Annotated in this window: 15 protein-coding genes; 9 read left to right on the plus strand and 6 right to left on the minus strand. The window is 61.1% G+C overall.

Translation table 11 applies throughout. The annotated features are described in order from the left end of the window. The first annotated feature begins 40 nt into the window (after positions 1-40). The 4 genes from omp10 to IEX27_RS08840 all read left to right on the plus strand — a co-directional run bounded on the left by omp10 (position 41) and on the right by IEX27_RS08840 (position 3170). Positions 41-424 carry an outer membrane lipoprotein Omp10 gene (omp10, locus tag IEX27_RS08825; protein ID WP_188720670.1) on the plus strand — a complete coding sequence of 128 codons (384 nt, stop codon included), beginning with the start codon at positions 41-43 and terminating at the stop codon, positions 422-424. Between the two features lie 147 nt (positions 425-571). Further along, complete coding sequence (hemH, locus tag IEX27_RS08830; protein ID WP_188720671.1) at positions 572-1633, plus strand: ferrochelatase; 1062 nt, start codon at positions 572-574, stop codon at positions 1631-1633. A 104-nt stretch (positions 1634-1737) separates the two neighbouring features. Continuing rightward, positions 1738-2700: an SPFH domain-containing protein gene (locus tag IEX27_RS08835; RefSeq protein ID WP_188720672.1), complete on the plus strand. Its 963-nt coding sequence runs from the start codon at positions 1738-1740 to the stop codon at positions 2698-2700. A gap of 8 nt (positions 2701-2708) precedes the next feature. Then, complete coding sequence (locus IEX27_RS08840; protein WP_188720673.1) at positions 2709-3170, plus strand: NfeD family protein; 462 nt, start codon at positions 2709-2711, stop codon at positions 3168-3170. A gap of 14 nt (positions 3171-3184) precedes the next feature. Here IEX27_RS08840 and IEX27_RS08845 read toward each other — a convergent pair whose 3' ends face one another. Beyond that, a complete protein-coding gene (locus IEX27_RS08845; protein ID WP_188720781.1) occupies positions 3185-4180 on the minus strand; it encodes a KpsF/GutQ family sugar-phosphate isomerase in 996 nt (331 codons plus the stop codon). 276 nt (positions 4181-4456) lie between these two features. Here IEX27_RS08845 and IEX27_RS08850 point away from each other — a divergent pair, with 276 nt between their 5' ends. Then, the gene (locus IEX27_RS08850; RefSeq protein WP_244630297.1) at positions 4457-5971 is read left to right on the plus strand and encodes an outer membrane beta-barrel protein; all 1515 of its coding nucleotides are present in this window, start codon (positions 4457-4459) and stop codon (positions 5969-5971) included. 32 nt (positions 5972-6003) lie between these two features. Here the strand turns inward: IEX27_RS08850 and galU are convergent, their stop codons facing one another. Next, positions 6004-6879, minus strand: coding sequence for a UTP--glucose-1-phosphate uridylyltransferase GalU (gene galU / locus IEX27_RS08855; RefSeq protein WP_188720675.1), 876 nt, complete (start codon positions 6877-6879; stop codon positions 6004-6006). Between the two features lie 168 nt (positions 6880-7047). On the opposite strand from galU, the gene IEX27_RS08860 reads away from it, so the two are divergent. Both IEX27_RS08860 and IEX27_RS08865 read left to right on the plus strand, forming a co-directional pair. Further along, positions 7048-8271 carry a lytic murein transglycosylase gene (locus IEX27_RS08860; protein WP_188720676.1) on the plus strand — a complete coding sequence of 408 codons (1224 nt, stop codon included), beginning with the start codon at positions 7048-7050 and terminating at the stop codon, positions 8269-8271. Between the two features lie 9 nt (positions 8272-8280). After that, positions 8281-9501: an SGNH/GDSL hydrolase family protein gene (locus IEX27_RS08865; protein ID WP_244630298.1), complete on the plus strand. Its 1221-nt coding sequence runs from the start codon at positions 8281-8283 to the stop codon at positions 9499-9501. A gap of 18 nt (positions 9502-9519) precedes the next feature. On the opposite strand, the gene IEX27_RS08870 is transcribed toward IEX27_RS08865, so the two are convergent. Then, entirely contained in the window at positions 9520-10974 is a 1455-nt protein-coding gene (locus IEX27_RS08870; RefSeq protein WP_188720677.1) for a glutamate synthase subunit beta, read from the minus strand. A 126-nt stretch (positions 10975-11100) separates the two neighbouring features. Beyond that, positions 11101-15819 carry a glutamate synthase large subunit gene (gene gltB, locus IEX27_RS08875; RefSeq protein ID WP_188720678.1) on the minus strand — a complete coding sequence of 1573 codons (4719 nt, stop codon included), beginning with the start codon at positions 15817-15819 and terminating at the stop codon, positions 11101-11103. A gap of 484 nt (positions 15820-16303) precedes the next feature. On the opposite strand from gltB, the gene IEX27_RS08880 reads away from it, so the two are divergent. Further along, the gene (locus tag IEX27_RS08880) at positions 16304-17350 is read left to right on the plus strand and encodes a threonine aldolase family protein (RefSeq protein ID WP_188720679.1); all 1047 of its coding nucleotides are present in this window, start codon (positions 16304-16306) and stop codon (positions 17348-17350) included. Positions 17351-17416: 66 nt separating this feature from the next. Here IEX27_RS08880 and IEX27_RS08885 read toward each other — a convergent pair whose 3' ends face one another. Continuing rightward, positions 17417-17887, minus strand: coding sequence for an Hsp20 family protein (locus IEX27_RS08885; RefSeq protein ID WP_188720680.1), 471 nt, complete (start codon positions 17885-17887; stop codon positions 17417-17419). Positions 17888-18227: 340 nt separating this feature from the next. Between IEX27_RS08885 and IEX27_RS08890 the strand changes: the two genes are divergently transcribed. Beyond that, positions 18228-19232 carry an alpha/beta fold hydrolase gene (locus IEX27_RS08890; RefSeq protein WP_244630299.1) on the plus strand — a complete coding sequence of 335 codons (1005 nt, stop codon included), beginning with the start codon at positions 18228-18230 and terminating at the stop codon, positions 19230-19232. 8 nt (positions 19233-19240) lie between these two features. Here the strand turns inward: IEX27_RS08890 and hisN are convergent, their stop codons facing one another. Further along, the gene (gene hisN / locus IEX27_RS08895; protein ID WP_188720681.1) at positions 19241-20020 is read right to left on the minus strand and encodes a histidinol-phosphatase; all 780 of its coding nucleotides are present in this window, start codon (positions 20018-20020) and stop codon (positions 19241-19243) included. Positions 20021-20252 lie beyond the last annotated feature (232 nt).

Below are 20252 nucleotides of genomic sequence, written 5' to 3' on the forward strand. Positions count from 1 at the left end.
GGTCGCGAATGGACCAAACTGATAGCTTCAGGAGGCCCTGATGAAGTTGAATTTTAGACATGCCGCCTATCTGGCGATGGCATCCACTCTTGTCATTTCCGGATGCGTTTCTGCTCCTCAGGGTGGATACGGGCCTGCCGGCAATGTGCGGGCATCGAGCCCCGTCGAAGGACAGTGGTCCGACACGCAGGGCGTTGCGATCTCGACCTTCTCCGGCGGCGCGTTCCAGTCGGTCGCAACCGACACCGGCAACAAGCTTTCCGAAGGCACCTACCGTCAGGTCGATGCAAACAACATCGAGATCTCGATGACGTCGCTCATCCGCCAGACGCAGATGCGCGTGAACTGCACGCTGGCAACGCCGTCGCAGCTCAACTGCACCAACGCCGGCGGCCAGAACTTCTCGCTGATTCGCCGCGGCTAAGCAAAGTCTCAGCCATGGATGAGGGCCGGGACTCCCGGCTCTCCTGCTTTGGAAGTCGTGGGAACGCATGATGTTGACCTGCGGCTACTGGCATCATTGAATTTTGCGGCACACCGCTTACCTACCCACGCAGCAAGGAGCAGCGGTATGACGCAGGGTACAGTTTCAGCAATTTCAGCATCACCAGTGTCGGGGGCAGAGGCTCCTTTGGCGGAAAGCCCAAAACGCAAGACGGCCGTTCTCCTCGTGAACCTCGGTACGCCCGACGGCACCGACTATTGGCCGATGCGCCGCTATCTGAGCGAGTTCCTGTCGGACCGCCGCGTCATCGAATGGCCGGTTGCCATCTGGCAGCCGATCCTGCAGGGCATCGTGCTCTCAACGCGTCCGAAGAAGTCGGGTGCGGCCTATGAGTCCGTCTGGAACAAGGAACGCAACGAATCACCGCTACGCACCTTCACCCGCGAACAGGGCGAGAAGCTTGCTGAACTGCTTGCCGACGAGCCGAACGTCATCGTTGACTGGGCGATGCGCTATGGCAATCCCTCTATCGAGGAAGTGACCTCCCGCCTGCTCGCCCAGGGTTGCGAGCAGATCGTCATGTTCCCGCTCTATCCGCAGTATTCCGCAACGACGACCGCCACGGTGAACGACAAGTTCTTCGAAGCGCTGATGAAGCTGCGTTACCAGCCTGCCAGCCGCACCGTACCGGACTATCACAACGAGCCGGTCTATATCGACGCACTCGCTACGTCCATCGAGCGGCATCTGGCGGCCACGGGCAGTAACCCCGAAATAGTCATCGCCTCCTACCACGGCATTCCGCAGAGCTATGCCAAGAAAGGTGATCCCTACCCCAAGCAATGCCTTGAGACGACTCGGCTCTTGCGCGAGCGCCTCGGATGGGATGAGAAGAAGCTCATCACCTGCTTCCAGTCACGCTTTGGCCCGGAAGAGTGGCTGCAGCCCTATACGGACAAGACTGTCGAGAAGCTTGGGAAGGAGGGCGTAAAGTCAATCGCGGTCTTCAACCCGGGCTTCGTCGCGGACTGCCTGGAAACGCTTGAGGAAATCGCGGTTGAGGCCGGCCACATCTTCAAGGAAGCAGGCGGCGAGCACTTTACCCACATCCCCTGCCTCAATGCATCGGATCTGGGCATGAAAGTCATCGAGACCATGGTGCGCCGCGAGCTCCAGGGCTGGATCTGAAGCGTTATTTACGCCTCTCCAGGAAGATGTAATAACGGGAAACCAGAGGGGAGGAGAAACCCTCTCCGACTGGCTGCTGGCGCGTTACATCGTCTGGAGAGAAAATGGGCTTTTCCGGTTTTGACATTCTGATCCCCGTACTGGTCATCCTGGTATTTCTGGTTCTGTTTGCCGGTGCAAAAACGGTACCCCAGGGCCATGCCTATACGGTCGAGCGCTTCGGACGGTATACGCGCACGCTGACGCCGGGCCTCAACATCATCATTCCCTTCATCGACCGCATCGGCGCCCGCATGAACATGATGGAGCAGGTGCTCGACGTCCCGACGCAGGAGGTCATCACCCGCGACAACGCCATTGTCGCCGTCGACGGCGTTGCCTTCTATCAGGTGCTGAACGCAGCGCAGGCCGCCTATCAGGTCGCCAATCTGGAAAACGCCATCCTGAACCTCACCATGACTAACATCCGCTCCGTCATGGGCTCGATGGACCTCGACGAACTCCTCTCCAACCGCGATGCGATCAACGAGCGTCTGCTGCGCATCGTCGATGAAGCAGCTCATCCGTGGGGCATCAAGGTCACGCGCGTCGAGATCAAGGACATCAATCCGCCAGCTAACCTCGTGGAATCAATGGCCCGCCAGATGATGGCGGAGCGCACGAAGCGTGCACAGATTCTCGAGGCCGAAGGTCTCAAGCAGGCGCAGATCCTCGAAGCCGAGGGCCGGCGCGAAGCCGCCTTCCGCGACGCCGAAGCGCGTGAACGTCAGGCCGAGGCAGAAGCCCGCGCGACGCAAGTTGTGTCACAGGCGATCGCCGAGGGTGACGTGCAGGCCATCAACTATTTCGTGGCGCAGAAGTACACGGAGGCCCTGGCGACCATCGGCTCCTCCAACAACAACAAAATCGTGCTGATGCCCTTCGAGGCGGCTTCGCTTATCGGTTCGCTCGGCGGCGTCGGCGCCATCGCCAAGGAAGTCTTCGGCAACGCGAATTCTGATGCGCCAGCTGCGCCTCGCCGTTCGACCGCCCGTCCGCCGGTCGTCACCCGTCCGACGGAGGAGTAAGGCGTAGCATGATCATCAGCACTCTCAGCGATCTGGGTGCCTGGAACTGGATGCTTCTCGGCGCCATCCTGCTGGCGCTGGAGATCATCATTCCCGGCGTCTTTCTGCTCTGGATCGGCATTGCAGCGCTCATCACCGGAGCGCTCTCCCTGCAGCTCTGGTCCATGGAGATCTGGTCTTGGCAAGTCCAGGTGATTGTCTTCCTGGTTCTGTCGCTGGTCTCGGTGGTCGTGGGAAAACGCTGGAGTGACCGGGCAGCAGCTCAAAGCACGGATGAGCCGCTCCTCAACATGCGCGCCGCGCAGCTGATCGGCCGGACGGCCGTACTCGATCATCCGATCCAGGAAGGGCGCGGACGCATCCGGCTTGACGATACCGTCTGGCGCGTCAGCGGGCCGGATCTGCCCGCTGGTTCAAGGGTAAAGGTTGTCTCGGTGCACGGCACCGAGCTGCACGTCGAGGCTGTTTAGCCCTTCGGCGTGACTCAGGCCGCGCCGATCCTGAGCAGATCGTGCAGGTGCACGATGCCCACGGGCTTCCCTGCTTCCACCACCATCAGTGCGGTGATGGACGATGAATTGACGATCTGCAGCGCGGCGGCTGCCAGCAGCGAAGGCTCGATCGTCTTCGGGTTGCGCGTCATCACTTCATCGACGGTCATTGCCAGGAGATCGCTGCTCATGTGACGGCGCAAGTCACCGTCAGTGATGATGCCGATCAGTTCCTGAGCGGGTCCGGTAATGCCGACGCAGCCAAAGCCTTTCCGCGAAATTTCGAGGATCGCATCGCTCATCGGCGTGCCGGAGGCAACGAGCGGCACTTCCTCGTCGCGGTGCATGATCTCGCCGATGCGGCGGAGGTTCGCGCCAAGCTGCCCGCCCGGATGAAAGGTGCGGAAATTGTCCGGCGTGAAGCCGCGAGCCTCAAGAAGCGCCACGGCCAGCGCGTCACCCACTACGAGCTGCAACAAGGTGGAGGTGGTAGGCGCCAGGTTGTGCGGGCATGCCTCGCGCACCTTCGGCAGGCCAAGAACAACCGTCGACTCGCGCGCCAGCGCAGACTGCTCGCCAGCCGTAAGCGCGATCAGCGGAATCGAGAAACGGCGCGCATAGGCGACGATGCCCTTCAGCTCCGCAGTTTCGCCAGACCAGGACAGCGCCAGGATCACATCGCCCGGCGTGATCATGCCGAGGTCGCCGTGGTTTGCTTCAACGGGATGAACGAAGAAGGACGGCGTTCCGGTCGAAGAGAGCGAGGCTGCGATCTTGGAGCCGATGTGGCCACTCTTGCCGACGCCCGTAACGATCACGCGTCCGGAGATCCCGGAGATGAGATCGACGGCCTCAGCAAAGGGCTTGGCAAGGCCGTTGCCCAAAGCATGTTCCAGCGCTGCAAGCGCTTCTTTTTCGGCTTCAAGGGTTCGGACGGCAGATGCGATGGCCGCAGCAGCGTCTGTCTTTTGGGTCGAATTGGTCAACATCTTCACGCGATTAGCGCTTTCACAGCGCCATGTCACGCCTTTCACGCAGGTGGGGCCAGGGTTTTTCCATCAATCTTGTATTAACCATGAAGCTTTACTGATTGGTTACCTGGATCATTACAGCCTTTCGTTGAAACGCTGAAATAAGCCAGGTGCCTGTTTTCCGCAGTTCCGGACGGAAATCCGGTTGCTAGTTTCCGGGAACTGCTCGTGGCGCCATGAGGCGCTGCCAAGGCTTGGTAGATGGCGTTTCGGGGTTATTATAACAGAGTTTCAGTGCTGTGCCTTCTGGCCGTAGCAGGCGCGCTGCCCGCTGCGGAATACGCTCTTGCCGAGGAGCTGGAACTGCGCGGAACGATAGCCGGCTCGCTGATCGGACACGGAGATCCAAAGCTGATCGATCTCATTGACACCGGTGCGATCGAAGATCCTTCCTATGAACCGGTCAGTTCGGCCGACCTCCCTGCCAGACCTGATTCCGGTTCCATGCTCGGCAGCGGCATCACTGTTTCCGCGAGCGAAAAGGGCGCAACGCCGCCTTCCCTGTCCACCAGCCCTCTCAGTGAGCGCACAAACCTGCGCGTCGGCACTGTTTCCGACCCGGCACGACGGCTTAACCAGCGCATTCAGCCCCTGCAGGGCGCAAAACTGCGTCGGGACGAGAACCCATATGCGCCGATGGGAATTCGAGCAGGCACGATCACCCTCTTCCCGACACTAGAGTCGGGCATCACGGCTACAACGAACGGCACCAGCAGCCCAGGCGGAGACAGTGCCGTTCTCTCGGAGACGCGACTGGAGCTGCGCGGAAACTCTGACTGGTCGCGCCATCGTCTCGAATTCGGCGGCAATCTCGATTACCAAAATGCCCTTTCTGGTGATGTGGAGCCCGAGCTCAGGGGCGGGGCAGACGCTTCGCTGCGGCTCGACATCAACCACTCGCTCGCCGCTACCGCGAGCCTCGGCTATGCGGCGGAGCGCGAATCCCTCAACTCTCCGCTCGCCGTTGCAGGCGTGGACCGTCAGCCGTTGAAGCATCAACTGACGGCAGCCCTGGCGTTGGAAAGGGGTCTGGGACCGCTGCGGCTCACCGTCGCCGGAGAGGTATTGCGCGAGACCTATGACGCAGCACGGCTCTCCGACGGGACGGAAATCTCCCAGTCAGACCGTGATTCCACACTGGCGCTCGCCCGGCTGCGGGTCGGCTATGAGGTTTCCCCTGCCTTCCTGCCCTTCGTTGAAGTAGAGGCCGGACGGCGCATCTACGACGAAGATTTGGACAGTGCCGGCTACGATCGCTCTGCCAAGCGTTTCGGAGCCCGGGCCGGCGTCGTCACCGACATCGCCGAGAAGCTCGCGGGCGAAGTCTCGATCGGCTGGATCTCCGAGGATTTTGACGATTCGCGGCTGCGCAGGCTATCGGGGCTGGCGCTTGCCGCCTCCCTCCAGTGGTCACCGATCCGTGGGACGAACGTCTTCCTTGATGCGTCCACCACGGTGGAAGGTGGCTCGGGGGCTGACAGCGGCTCGATCCTGCATGCGGCAGCGCTTCGCGTCGAGCGCCAGCTGCGCTCCAACCTGACGGGCGATCTGCGCGTTGGAGCAGAGTGGCGCGACTTTGATGCCGGTGGCCATGACCTGACGCTGCGTGGTCAGGCGAGCCTCACCTGGTGGCTGAACCGCTATGCGGCGCTTGTCGCGCGGCTGGGTCACGAGAAGCGCTCAAGCAGCGATCCGTCACGCGAATATGACGCCACAAGCGTCTATGTCGGGATGAAGTTCCAGAGGTAAGAGGCGCGGGCTTCACCCGCGCCAGCTCTGCGTCAAAGCTTGCCGATCATCTCGCGCAGCTCGCGCTCGATGTGCGGACGCATCTCACTGTTCTGGAGCGAGAAGGCCAGGTTTGCCAGCACGAAGCCCTCCGGCGAGCCGCAGTCGTAGGTATGGCCGCGGAAAATGTGCGCGTAGAACGGCTGGTCCTTGTGAAGACGCAGCATGGCGTCCGTCAGCTGGATTTCGTCTCCCGCGCCCTTTTCCTGGTGCTCCAGGAGTTCAAAGATCTCCGGCTGCAGGATGTAGCGGCCAGCGATGTAGAAATTCGACGGCGCGTTCTCAGGCTTCGGCTTCTCGACCATGGACGTGATCTGGAAACCCGTGTGGGTTTCCTCGCCCTTGCCGACAATACCGTACTTGTAGGTCTCGGACGGGTCGCATTCTTCAACGGCCAGGACGTTGCCACCCGTGTCCTCGTAGAACTGTACCATTTCCTTGAGGCAGCCCGGCTCGGACTGCATGATCATGTCAGGGAGCAGCAGCGCGAAAGGTTCGTCGGCCACCAGTTCACGGGCGCACCATACGGCATGGCCAAGGCCAAGCGGAACCTGCTGGCGCGTGTAGCTCGTCTGGCCCGGCTTCGGCTGCATTGCCTCAAGCCGCTCCAGAATCTCGGTCTTGCCGCGACGCTGCAGCGTTTCATACAGCTCCACCTGTACGTCGAAGTGGTCTTCGATGGCGGTCTTGTTGCGACCCGTCACGAAGATGAAGTGTTCGATCCCAGCTTCACGTGCCTCGTCCACCACGTATTGGATCACCGGTCTGTCGACAACCGTCAGCATCTCCTTCGGCAATGCCTTGGTTGCTGGCAGGAACCGTGTGCCCAGCCCCGCCACGGGAAACACAGCCTTGCGGATCTTCTTCATAAACTCATATCCCCTAAAAAAAGCGCCTCGGAACAGAATGCGCAGAGCGTCAATCCGGATCCAACCTAAGAGTAAAAAAGACGTCAATTTGTTGGTGGCGCTTATATGGTAAACTATTTCTAAACCGCAATCGGCGAAGAAGGTGGCTTGTTTGTTATGGAGGTAGTGATGTTTGCCCAGAGAGCTCGCAAGGCCCTCACAGCATGCAGGCTTTCCCTCGCCGCAATTCTGATCGCCGTCAGCACAAGCCATGCAATGGCAGACGCAGGATTCCAGCGCTGGATTGCCGAATTCCGCCAGGTAGCACTTCAGAACGGGATCTCCCCAGCCACCTATGACCGAGCCTTCCGTGGCGTGACCGCTCCCGATCCGGAAGTTCTCGAAAAAGCGCGCTATCAACCGGAATTTCGTGCGGCACCCTGGGAATATTTCGACAATCGCGTGAATGAGCTCACCGTCGCCAACGGTCGCCGCATGGCCCAGCAACTGAGGCCGTGGCTCGACCGGATCGAAAGCCAGTTCGGCGTCAGCCGCTATATCCTGCTCGCGATCTGGTCGATGGAATCGAACTATGGCGAGATCCTCAAGAACGAGAAGGTGATGCGCAGCGTTCCACGCTCGCTGGCCACCCTTGCCTATGGCGATCCGAAGCGCGCCAAGTTCGCTCGGACACAGCTGCTTGCCGCACTCAAGATCCTGCAGACCGGCGACATCGATGTTGGCCATTTGTCCGGATCGTGGGCCGGCGCAATGGGGCACACGCAGTTCATCCCGACCAGCTACCAGGCCTATGCCGTGGACATGGATCGAGATGGCCGCCGCGATATCTGGAACTCGGTGCCCGACGCCCTTGCGACCGCTGCCAACCTTCTCCGGAAGAACGGATGGCGCTCCAGCGAAACCTGGGGTTACGAGGTCGTGCTGCCTGAAGGCCGCAAGTTCCCGTCCGGCTCCATGCCGCTCAACAAGTGGGCTTCCATCGGCGTCGTCCGTGCTAACGGCAAGCCGTTCCCGCGCGGTGGCGACAATGCCGAGTTGAAGGTACCGGACGGCCGCGCCGGACCCGCCTTCCTCATGACCAAGAACTTCTTCGTCCTGAAGCGCTACAACAACGCCGACACTTATGCTCTGGCGGTTGGATTGCTGGCCGATGCGATCGCCGGCCACGGTGGCCTCGTTCGGGACTGGAATCGTCCGTTCGAACGTCTATCCATGACGGAAACGCAGGAACTGCAGCAGCGTCTTGGAGCCCTCGGCTATTACAGCGGACCGGTCGACGGGAAGATCGGCAGTGGCTCCCGCGATGCCATCCGGGCTTTCCAGCAGCGGCTGGGCGTTGCACCGGACGGTCATCCGTCTAAAGATGTCCTGCGCAGACTGAGGGGACAGTAGGAACGTGCAATGGCCACAACGCACCGCCTGAACGGATCATCTTTGCAGAAGACCATGGCGGTTGTGGCCGTTGCCCTATGCCTCACCCCCGTAGCAGCTGACTTTACGCCTGCTTCCGCCCAGGAAGTCATCCGCCGCCAGAACTTCTTTGAACGCCTGTTCGGGCGGCGGACTCCTCCCCCGGCTGTGGTGGAACCGCAACGGGTTCCACGGCAGCAGAGACGGGCACCACGCAAGAGGCAGCAATCGCAGCAGCCAAGCCGAGCCGGCAGGCAGCAGGCTGCTCCCGCTCCCGCACCAAGTCCTGCGGTCGAGAAGCTCCCCAATGCGAAAACCGTGCTCGTGGTTGGCGACTTTCTCGCCGGCGGTGTGGCTGGAGGACTTTCGGCTGCCTATGAAATGTCGCCTGGCACCCGCGTCGAAGACCGCAGCAACGGGTCTTCCGGTTTCGTCCGCAACGATTATTACGACTGGAACGGGTCGATCACACCCATCATTGCCGAGGTCGACCCTGCCGCCATCGTCGTGATGATCGGCTCCAACGACCGCCAGCAGATTTCCGTCCATGGCGAGACGCTCCGCCCGCAGACCGAACAGTGGACGGAGGAATACACGAAGCGCGTGACGGAATTCGCGGAAACGCTCAAGAAGAGCAACAAGCCCTTCCTCTGGGTGGGGCTGCCGCCCTTCAAATCGCCGGCGATGACGTCCGACATGCTCGCTTTCAACGACATCCAGAAGACCGCCGTAGAGGCCGCTGGTGGTACGTTCATCGACATCTGGGATGGTTTTGTAGACGAGAACGGCGCCTTTACCTCCACCGGGCCGGACATGAACGGTCAACCGGTGCGCCTTCGTTCGAGCGACGGAATCAACCTGACGCGGGAAGCCCGGCGCAAGATCGCGTTTTATCTCGAAAAGCCACTGAACCAGATCCTGGGTCCCGCCGCTTTGCCGTCCGTCACGCCCGAGACGGTCGCGTTGCCTGGCAGCGTGCTGCCGCAGATCGAACCGGAGCCTGCGCCGAAGGATCTGACGCGGACGGGGCCGATCTCTCTGTCCGGTCCTTCCTTGAACTCCAGCGGCATGCTTCTAGGCAACCAGCAACAGACGGTGCCATCTGCAGCGTCCAATCTGTTCAAACCGCAGCCAGGACGCGCGGATTATCGCCTGCAGGCCAAACCGAAAAAGGAAGAGGCCGGCAGCAAGGATGCTCCGGCCTCTGAATAGTTTCCGTCGTACGGCTGATTAACGCGGCAGCACGGTGCTGCCCATCAGGTACTCGTCGATCGCACGAGCGGCCTGGCGGCCTTCGCGGATTGCCCAGACAACCAGCGACTGACCACGGCGCACGTCACCGGCTGCGAAGAGCTTGTCGACGTTCGTCCGATAGTCGAGATCGTTGGCCACGACGTTGGTCGAGTTGCGGCGGTCAACGGTGATGTTGAGCTTGCCTTCCAGCTCGGACAGAACGCCCGTCGGGGTCGGTCCGGCAAAGCCGATCGCGATGAAGGCGAGATCAGCCTTGATTGTGAACTCCGTGCCGGCGATCGGCTTGCGGCTCTCGTCAACCTGGCAGCACTTCACGCCGGTCAGCTTGCCGTTTTCGCCTACGAACTCAAGGGTCGCAACCTGGAACTCGCGCTGTGCGCCTTCGGCCTGGCTGGATGACGTACGCATCTTGGTAGCCCAGTAAGGCCACACGGTGAGCTTGTCTTCCTTCTCCGGCGGACGCGGACGGATGTCGAGCTGCGTAACGCGAACCGCACCCTGGCGGAACGCGGTGCCGACACAGTCAGAGGCTGTGTCACCGCCACCCACAACCACAACGTGCTGGCCTGCAGCCGAAAGCGGCTCGGACGCCCAGGCGACCGAATCGATGTTCTCGCCACCATTGCGGCGGTTCTGCTGAACCAGGTAAGGCATCGCGTCGAAAACACCATGCAGCTCTACGCCCGGAATGCCCGCGGGGCGGGGCTTCTCGGAGCCGCCGCAGTAGAGCACAGCGTCGTACTCAACCAGAAGCTCTTCAACCGGCTTGTCGATGCCGACGTTCACGCCACAATGGAACGTAACGCCCTCGCCTTCCAGCTGGGCAACGCGGCGGTCGACGTGGATCTTTTCGATCTTGAAGTCCGGGATGCCGTAGCGCATCAGGCCACCCGGCCTGCTCTCACGCTCGTAGACATGAACCTCGTGGCCGGTACGGGCGAGCTGCTGGGCAGCCGCCATGCCGGACGGGCCGGAGCCGATGATCGCAATGCGCTTGTCCGTCTTCACGGGAGCGGGAACCGGCTTCATGTAGCCAAGCTCCCAGGCCTTGTCGCCGATCGCCTGCTCAATGCTCTTGATCGTGACAGGCATGTCTTCCAGGTTCAGCGTGCAAGCCTCTTCGCATGGAGCCGGGCAGATGCGGCCGGTCCATTCCGGGAAGTTGTTGGTCGTGTGCAGGTTGCGGATCGCCTCTTCCCAGTCACCCTGGTAGACCAGATCGTTCCAGTCCGGGATCTGGTTGTGAACCGGGCAACCGGTCGGGCCATGGCAGAAGGGGATGCCGCAGTCCATGCAGCGTGCCGCCTGCTTGGTGACTTCCTGCTCCGACATCGGCAGGACGAATTCGCGGAAATGCCTGATGCGGTCCGCTGCCGGCTGGTACTTGTTCTCCTGCCGGTCGATCTCGAGAAAACCTGTTACCTTACCCATATCCGTTCCTCGCTCCCCTGAGCCTTAAGGCCGGGGCACCTTCGGAGTTCGTGTGGTGAACTCCGGGGGAAAATCTCGCTTCGATGAGGGGCCGTCTTTTTTTTACGGCCCGGATTTACATCAGCTTCAGGCGGCTTTGCCTGCCTGACGGTTGCGTTCCATCTCTTCGAGCGCGCGGCGGTATTCAACCGGCATCACCTTGCGGAACTTTGCCCGGTACTCAGGCCAGTTGTCCAGGATGGTACGAGCCCGCTCGGATCCGGTGAACCGGTAGTGGTTCGAGATCAGGTGAGCCAACCGCTCCTCGTCGTGGCGGGTCATGTCACCGGACACGTCCACCCGACCCATGTGGGCAAGGTCGCCGCCATGGTGGTGCAGTTTCTCGAGGATGTCATCCTCTTCCGGAACAGGTTCCAGGTCGACCATGGCCATGTTGCAGCGCTTGGCGAAATCGCCTTCCTCGTCGAGCACGTAAGCCACGCCGCCGGACATGCCTGCCGCGAAGTTGCGGCCGGTCTTGCCGAGGATCACCACGAGGCCGCCGGTCATGTATTCGCAACCGTGGTCGCCCACGCCTTCAACAACCGCGACGGCACCGGAGTTACGGACGGCGAAGCGCTCGCCTGCAACACCGCGGAAGTAGCACTCACCCTCGATCGCACCGTAGAGAACGGTATTGCCAACGATGATCGACTCTTCCGGCACAACCTTCGAGTTCTCCGGCGGACGGATGACGATGCGGCCACCGGACAGACCTTTGCCGACGTAGTCGTTGCCGTCGCCCTGCAGCTCGAAGGACACGCCGCGGGCCAGGAAGGCGCCGAAGGACTGGCCAGCCGTGCCGGTGAACTTCACCTGGATGGTGTCGTCCGGCAGACCCTTGTGGCCGAAGCGCTTGGCAACTTCACCGGACAGCATCGCACCAGCCGAACGGTCGGTGTTGTGGATGTCGATATCGATCGTCACCGGCTCCTTGTTCTCCAGAGCGGGCTGTGCGGCTGCAATCAACTTGCGATCCAGCACATCCACGATCGGATGCTCCTGGCGCTCGGTCCAGCGGATCTCATTCGGCTGCGCCTCCGGCTTGTAGAAGACGCGCTCGAAGTCGAGGCCGCGAGCCTTCCAGTGCTCGATCAGCGTGCGCTTCTCGAGCAGGTCGGACTGGCCGATGATCTCGTCTATGTTGCGGTAGCCCATCTCTGCCAGGATCTGGCGCACTTCTTCCGCAACGTAGAAGAAGTAGTTGATGACGTGCTCCGGCGTACCCTTGAAGCGCTTGCGCAGAACCGGATCCTGCGTTGCCACACCAACCGGGCAGGTGTTCAGATGGCACTTGCGCATCATGATACAGCCAGCCGCGATCAGCGGAGCGGTCGAGAAGCCGAACTCATCGGCACCGAGCAGCGCGCCGATGACGACGTCGCGGCCCGTACGCAGACCACCGTCGACCTGCAGCGCGATGCGGCTGCGCAGACCGTTGAGCACCAGCGTCTGGTGGGTTTCGGCAAGACCGATTTCCCACGGGCTGCCGGCATGCTTCAGCGAAGTGAGCGGAGACGCACCCGTGCCGCCATCATAACCGGAGATGGTGATGTGGTCGGCGCGCGCCTTCGCAACACCGGCTGCAACCGTGCCGACGCCCACTTCAGCCACCAGCTTGACGGAGACGTCTGCTGCCGGATTGACGTTCTTCAGGTCGTAGATCAGCTGAGCCAGATCTTCGATCGAGTAGATGTCGTGGTGCGGGGGCGGCGAGATGAGGCCAACGCCCGGCGTTGAGTGACGGGTCTTGGCGATGGTCGCATCAACCTTGTGACCCGGGAGCTGACCGCCTTCGCCGGGCTTCGCGCCCTGAGCGACCTTGATCTGCATCATGTCGGAGTTGACGAGGTATTCCGCCGTCACGCCGAAGCGTCCGCTCGCCACCTGCTTGATGGCAGAACGCTCCGGGTTCGGAGAACCGTCGCGCAGCGGCAGGAAGCGATCCGGCTCCTCACCGCCCTCGCCCGTGTTCGACTTGCCGCCGATCGCGTTCATGGCGCGGGCGAGCGTCGTGTGGGCCTCGCGGCTGATCGAGCCGAAGGACATCGCACCGGTGGAGAAGCGCTTCACGATTTCGGAAGCGGGCTCCACTTCGTCGATCGGAACGGGCTTGCGGCCGGTCTCTTCGGCAAGCTTGATGCTGAAGAGGCTGCGGATCGTCTTCTGCTTCGCGCTCTCGCCGTCGACGAGGCTCGAGAACTCCTTGAAGGTCGACCAGGACTTGCGGCGCACCGCATGCTGCAGCGTTGCCACGGCATCCGGGGTCCACGCATGGTCTTCACCGCGCTGGCGGTACTGGTAGTCACCACCGACTTCGAGGGAGGACTTCAGAAGCGGATCATTTCCGAACGCGCGGGTGTGACGCTCGACGGTCTCGCGGGCGATTTCCTCGAGGCCCACGCCTTCGATGCTGGTCGCCGTGCCGGTGAAGTACTTCTCGACGAAGTCAGAGCGCAGGCCAACCGCGTCGAAGATCTGCGCGCCGCAGTAGGACTGGTAGGTCGAGATGCCCATCTTGGACATGACCTTGAGGATGCCCTTGCCAATCGACTTGATGTAGCGGGTGACAACCTCTTCCGCGCTGACTTCAGCCGGGAATGCGCCCTTGCGGTGCATGTCGGTGAGCGTGTCAAAGGCGAGGTATGGGTTGATCGCTTCGGCGCCGTAGCCGGCAAGGCAGCAGAAATGATGCACTTCGCGGGGCTCGCCGGATTCAACCACCAGACCAACCGAGGTACGCAGGCCCTTGCGGATCAGGTGATGGTGAACGGCAGCCGTCGCCAGCAGGGTCGGAATGTCGATGCGGTCCGGTCCGATCTGACGGTCGGACAGGATGATGATGTTGTAACCACCAGCAACAGCCGCCTCGGCGCGATCACAGATGCGCTCGATCGCAGCTTCCATACCCTCGGCGCCTTCGTTGGCCGAGTATGTGATGTCGATGGTCTTGGTGTCGAAGCGCTCTTCAGTGTGGCCGATCGAACGGATCTTTTCCAGATCCGCGTTGGTCAGGATCGGCTGACGCACCTCAAGACGCTTGCGGCGGGACGTGCCGACGAGGTCGAAGATGTTGGGGCGCGGGCCGATGAACGACACGAGGCTCATCACCAGCTCTTCGCGGATCGGATCGATCGGCGGGTTGGTGACCTGCGCGAAGTTCTGCTTGAAGTAGTGGTAGAGGATCTTCGGCTTGTCCGACATGGCCGCGATCGGCGTGTCGGTACCCATGGAGCCAACGGCTTCCTGGCCGGTGGTCGCCATCGGCGCCATCAGGATCTTCAGGTCTTCCTGGCTGTAGCCGAATGCCTGCTGGCGATCGAGCAACGACACGTCCCTGCGCAGATCGCGAGCCTCAACCGGCTTCAGTTCCTCGAGGATCAGCTGGGTGTTCTCCAGCCACTTCTTGTAAGGGTGCTTCTTCGCGATGCCAGACTTCACCTCTTCGTCAGAGATGATGCGGCCCTGCTCCAGGTCGATGAGCAGCATGCGGCCCGGCTGGAGACGCCACTTCTTGACGATCTTCTCTTCCGGAACGGAGAAAGCGCCGGCTTCCGAAGCCAGAATGACGCGGTCGTCATCGGTGACGACGTAGCGGGCCGGACGCAGGCCGTTACGGTCGAGCGTCGCGCCGATCTGGCGACCATCGGTGAAGGCAACGGCAGCAGGACCATCCCACGGTTCCATGAGCGCGGCGTGGTACTCATAGAAGGCCTTGCGGTCGTCATCCATGAGCTTGTTGCCGGCCCAGGCTTCCGGGATCAGCATCATCATCGCATGAGCGAGGCTGTAGCCGCCCTGGTAGAGGAACTCGAGCGCGTTGTCGAAGCAGGCGGTGTCGGACTGGCCTTCGTAGGAGATCGGCCAGAGCTTGGAGATGTCCGTGCCGAACAGCTCGGAGTCGACCGATGCCTGGCGGGCAGCCATCCAGTTGACGTTGCCGCGCAGCGTGTTGATCTCACCGTTGTGCGCAACCATGCGGTACGGGTGCGCCAGCTTCCACGACGGGAAGGTGTTGGTGGAGAAGCGCTGGTGGACGAGGATCAGCGCGGACTCGATGCGCGGATCTCGCAGGTCCTTGTAGTAGGAGCCGACCTGGTAGGCGAGGAACATGCCCTTGTAGACGATCGTCCGCGAGGACATGGACACGCAGTAGGCGCCCACATCACGGTTGCCGTGATGCGAGTAGAGACGACCGGAGATCACCTTTCGCAGGATATAGAGGCTACGCTCATATTCCTCGTCGCTCAGGCCTTCCGGACGGTTGAAGAAAATCTGCTGATGATAAGGCTCGGAGGCCGCAATGTCGGGAGCCTTGGACAGCGAGGAATTGTCGACCGGAACATCGCGGATGCCGAGGACGGTAAAGCCCTCCGACTGGCTCGCGTCCTGGATGACCTGCAGTACGAACTCGCGGTCTTCCTCAGCCTTGGGCATGAAGAAGTGAGCCACTGCATACTGGCCGACCGCGGGCAGCTCGACGCCGAGCTTTGCCATTTCCTCGCGATAAAGGCGGTCCGGAATCTGGATCATGACGCCAGCGCCGTCACCCATGAGCGGGTCGGCACCGACAGCACCACGGTGCGTCAGGTTCTCGAGCATCGCCAGGCCGTCCTGGACGATCTGGAAGCTCTTGACGTTCTTCATCTGCGCAATGAAGCCGACGCCGCAGGCATCTCGCTCATTTCGCGGATCATAAAGGCCTTGAGGATCCGGGAGCCCCCGGGTCACCGAGGTGCGTTTGAGGACGGCGGCCTGCGAGCTGGCAGCGGGCACAATTCCTGCAGAAAGTCTCTGCTCCGTCATCTTTACACTCCACGTTTTGGCCCCATTATTTTCAGGGGTCAGGTCACCTTCCCGGAGAACTGTCTGTTCGGTCCGGCCTTTCAAGTGGTCTCATTTCACTAGATGCGAAAGAGCCCGTAACCACACAGATGGTACTGCTCTTTCTGAGGCCGCGCATTAGAGGAATTCTCATGCGCCACCCGACCCATGCATTCTGGGTTGCATGAGTCGCAAACAGCGTTTGCCAACCATATCCGCGCGCAGCGGAAAATAAGACAGCAGTGCTGTCCTATTTGCGGCATCTTTGACAGAATTTTTCCGGCTGCACAAGTCGGTAGTTCAAAAAAATACAGAAGCTCCCGCAACAAAATTACCGGCCCTCATCACGAAGTGTAACTTTCATGCGCGAACCATGTGTTACCCAGACCGAAAGCTGCTCGCGTCGAAACAGCTTGCATCCTAATCCCCAGCGAGCAAATTGAGGCACCACCAAAGAGGACTGCCAATGAACTTCTCATCAGACAACTGGGCAGGTGCCCACCCGGCAATTTGCGAGGCACTGACAGCGCATGCAGGCGGTTTCGCAACTGCCTATGGCGCAAGTGCGCTCGATCACCAGGTGGAACAGCGCTTCAGCGAGATCTTCGAGCGCGAGGTCGCCGTCTTCTTCGTCGCGACCGGTACTGCCGCCAACTCGCTTTCGATGGCGCTGCTCAACCGTCCGGGCGGCGTTATCCTGGCCCACACCAAAGCTCACATGATCGAGGATGAAGGCGGCGCGGTGGAGTTCCTGACCGCCGGCGCCCGTCTCCACGGCGTGGAAGGCCCCATGGGCCGCATGGATCCGGACAATCTGGAACGCGCGATCAGGCTCTTCCCGGCGGAGTTCATCCACCATGGACAGCCGATGGCTGTTTCGATCACCCAGTCGACGGAGATCGGAACGGTCTATTCGCTTGAGGAGATCGAAAGGATTTCCGCTATCGCCAAGGCGCATGACCTGCCGTTGCATATGGACGGCGCGCGGTTTGCCAACGCGCTTGTGTCGCTCAACACGACGCCTGCGGAAATGACCTGGAAGCGCGGTGTGGACATCGTCTCGTTCGGCGGCACGAAGAACGGTTGCTGGTGCGCCGAAGCGATTGTCGTCATGGATCCGGCCAAAGCGCGCGACATGCCATATATAAGGAAGCGATCCGCACACCTGTTTTCCAAGTCGCGCTTCATCGCCGCGCAGTTTGACGCCTATCTGCGGGACGACCTGTGGCTGAACACCGCCCGCCACTCCAATGCCATGGCTCAGGAACTGGCGCACGTGTTCCGCGTCTCCGAGAACGCGCGCCTCGGATGGTCGCCGGACGCGAACGAGGTGTTCCCGATCATCCGCAAGGATGTTGCGGCGAAGCTCGAAAAGGCCGGCGTGAACTTCTATTCCTGGAACCCTCCGGCAGACCTTACGCTCGAGCCCGATGAGGAGCTTTACCGGTTTGTGACCTCCTTCGCGACAAGGGAAGAAGACATCACCACCATCCGCCAGCTGCTGGACAAGTAACATCCACAAATGCAAATGGCGGCGCAAAAGCGCCGCCATCCACTCAGTACTCTGGCTATCCGTCGGTTAGTTGACCGTGGTCGCCTCAATCTGCTTGGTGCCGCTGCCGGCACGGGTAATCTCGATGCGGCGGGGCTTCTGATCCTCCGGCACGTTGCGCACCAGATCGATGTGAAGCAGACCGTCCTTAAGCGTCGCGCCCTTTACTTCGACATGGTCGGCAAGCTGGAAGCGTCGCTCGAAGCTGCGCGAAGCGATGCCGCGATAGAGGATCTCGGCGCTGTCATCGCTTTCCTGTTCCTCAGACTTGCTGCCCTTGATCGAAAGCTGGTTGCGGTGGGCCTCGATCGAAATGTCGTCTTCAGAGAAGCCGGCGACGGCCATCGAGATACGATAGGCGTCCTCACCGGTACGCTCTATATTGTAGGGCGGATATGACTGGGTGGTCTCCAACGAGGTTCGACCGTCCAGCAACGAGAAGAGCCGGTCAAAACCTACCGTGGACCTGTAGAGAGGTGAAAAATCAACAGAACGCATGGTCTGTTCTCCTTTGAGCAACATTTGCGTTGATCATTCCAAGAACCCCATCTGGGCATTCTTTGCATGACCGCGGCCCCATCTTGGCTGCCGCAGGAAACATTTGGGAATGCGCTTCCCGCCTTTCAAGACCTCTCCATATGCTCAAGATGAAGGCAGGATGAACGCGGCTTTCGGCTTCCGTTCATCTCGCCCGCGCTAGTCTTTCCACACGCTTCGGGCAGCTGTCCTGTCCCTTCCAGATGTCCTGAAGCCTTTGGGGATGGCCCGGCCATCCCCAACACTCTTTTCCCAGCTCTATAAAGCCTTTGCTTTTCCCAACCTCGATAAGAGACAATGCATGACCGGCATCGGAGACCATGCATTCATGAGCCTGCGCAGTACTGAAGGAAACCCGATCCCCGAGGGCATAATCTCTGACTTCATGACCGCGAAGGACGGGCTTTCGATCCGCTACGCCCGCACGACGAATCATGGAGCGCACGGGACGGTGGTTCTGCTGCAGGGCCGCAACGAATCAATCGAGAAATATCTGGAAACGATGGTCGATCTGCAGGCCATGGGATTCTCCAGCGTCACCTTCGATTGGCGAGGACAGGGTGACTCGGACCGGCTGTTGCGCAATTCAACTGCGGGGCACATCAAGAGCTTCGACGCCTATGTTCGCGACCTCGACCAGTTCTTCCACGACGTGGTGCTTCCGGACTGCAGGCCGCCCTACTCCATCCTCGCCCATTCAATGGGTGGGCTCGTGGCGTTGCTCGCCTCGCCGCTGCTTACGAACCGCATCAAGCGCATGGTTTTCCTCGCGCCGCTGATCGAACTCAATGAACACATGCCTCAGGAACGTATCCGGTTGATCTCCAGCGTCTGGTGCCTGCTTGGCCTTGGCGCGCGCCACCTCCCTGGAACACGTTACCGGGGACAGCTGCGCAATTTTGCCGGCAACCAGGCCACTCACGACCAGCGCCGCTTCGCCCGCAATCTGGAAATTGCGGAGACTCACCCGGACCTCACCGTCGGTGGTCCATCGGCTGCCTGGGTGCGCGCTGCATGCGAAGCCATGCGCCAGGTGAGCCGACCGGAATTCATGGCGGCCAACCGGCTCCCGATCCTTTTCCTGGCTGCGGGCTCCGATGCGGTCGTCTCCAGCTCTGGCATCGAGCGCTATGCTCGACGCATCCGCTCTGGCCATTGCCTCACCATCGACGGGGCAAGACACGAGCTGCTTCAGGAGGCGGACATCTACCGCGAACAGGCGCTGGCCGCCTTCAAGGCCTTCGTGGCAGGGCGAAAATCGGATTCCTCGCCCGACGATGCCCCAATGGACGAGCCTTCGCTGTAAGAGACGGGTTATCCCGCCAGCAAGGCGAGCGCTTCAGCGTGAAGTTCCGGCGTGGCGGCTGCGATGATGTCGCCGCCCAGCTCCGGCCGTTCGCCCGACCAGGTCGTGATGATCCCACCGGCCTGCTCAATGATCGGGATCAGCGCCACGATGTCATAGGAATTCAGCCCGCTCTCGATCACCAGGTCCACATTTCCGGCGGCGAGCTGGGCATAGGCGTAGCAATCCGTGCCATAGCGCGCCAGACGGACGGCAGCCTCGACGCGATTGTAGAGCGGACGGCGCGTTTCATCGAAGAGCGACGGGCTCGTCGTGCAGAGCGTCGCCTCCGCCAGCGTTGCCGAACGGCGCACCGCCAACCGGCGCTGCCCGTCCGGACCTTCATAGCTTGCGCCATTGCCATCGGCATAGAAGAGCTCACCGGTAAAGGGCTGCGCCATCATGCCGGCCACCGCCCGGCCATCGACCGTCAGCCCCACAAGGGTGCCCCAGAGCGGGAGGCCACAGATGAACGAGCGCGTGCCGTCGATCGGATCGATCACCCAGTTGTAGCGGCTGTCAGACTGTTCGGTGCCAAATTCCTCGCCCACAATGCCATGATCCGGAAATTCAGCCGTGATGATCGCGCGGATCGCCTGCTCCGCTGCACGATCGGCCTCGGTTACGGGATCGAACCCCGTTTGATACTTGTTGATGACATCCCCACCCTTGCGGAATCGCGGCAGGGTTTCAGCCGCGGCTGCAGCGGCCAGGCGGCGGAAAAACTCTGGAGACGGGGATGCGGCCATTCCTGGAACCTCTGCTGAAATCGATTTCTATCTTTGCCAAGTAACAAGGTGCGTGCGTTTACAGCAAGTACCCCTACGTGGAACAAATTCCGCTTGACATTTGTGCAGCGCAGCATAAATTAGAACTCGGATAGTTTCTATCCAGCCCTTACGGGCGTTTCCTCCCTAGACTTACGACCGCATCAACGATGCGGTCTTTTTTTTGCGGCTCAGGCAGCCCGATTTTTGTGCA

This window comes from Nitratireductor aestuarii, assembly GCF_014641695.1.
In the GTDB taxonomy this organism is placed as follows: domain Bacteria; phylum Pseudomonadota; class Alphaproteobacteria; order Rhizobiales; family Rhizobiaceae; genus Chelativorans; species Chelativorans aestuarii.

Coding starts and splice junctions, on each gene's coding strand:
- IEX27_RS08865 (WP_244630298.1), top strand. CDS start 8,281: ATGGCCACAACGCACCGCCTGAACGGATCATCTTTGCAGAAGACCATG.
- omp10 (WP_188720670.1), top strand. CDS start 41: ATGAAGTTGAATTTTAGACATGCCGCCTATCTGGCGATGGCATCCACT.
- galU (WP_188720675.1), bottom strand. CDS start 6,879: ATGAAGAAGATCCGCAAGGCTGTGTTTCCCGTGGCGGGGCTGGGCACA.
- gltB (WP_188720678.1), bottom strand. CDS start 15,819: ATGACGGAGCAGAGACTTTCTGCAGGAATTGTGCCCGCTGCCAGCTCG.
- hisN (WP_188720681.1), bottom strand. CDS start 20,020: ATGGCCGCATCCCCGTCTCCAGAGTTTTTCCGCCGCCTGGCCGCTGCA.
- IEX27_RS08835 (WP_188720672.1), top strand. CDS start 1,738: ATGGGCTTTTCCGGTTTTGACATTCTGATCCCCGTACTGGTCATCCTG.
- IEX27_RS08840 (WP_188720673.1), top strand. CDS start 2,709: ATGATCATCAGCACTCTCAGCGATCTGGGTGCCTGGAACTGGATGCTT.
- IEX27_RS08870 (WP_188720677.1), bottom strand. CDS start 10,974: ATGGGTAAGGTAACAGGTTTTCTCGAGATCGACCGGCAGGAGAACAAG.
- IEX27_RS08845 (WP_188720781.1), bottom strand. CDS start 4,180: ATGTTGACCAATTCGACCCAAAAGACAGACGCTGCTGCGGCCATCGCA.
- IEX27_RS08880 (WP_188720679.1), top strand. CDS start 16,304: ATGAACTTCTCATCAGACAACTGGGCAGGTGCCCACCCGGCAATTTGC.
- IEX27_RS08860 (WP_188720676.1), top strand. CDS start 7,048: ATGTTTGCCCAGAGAGCTCGCAAGGCCCTCACAGCATGCAGGCTTTCC.
- hemH (WP_188720671.1), top strand. CDS start 572: ATGACGCAGGGTACAGTTTCAGCAATTTCAGCATCACCAGTGTCGGGG.
- IEX27_RS08890 (WP_244630299.1), top strand. CDS start 18,228: ATGACCGGCATCGGAGACCATGCATTCATGAGCCTGCGCAGTACTGAA.
- IEX27_RS08885 (WP_188720680.1), bottom strand. CDS start 17,887: ATGCGTTCTGTTGATTTTTCACCTCTCTACAGGTCCACGGTAGGTTTT.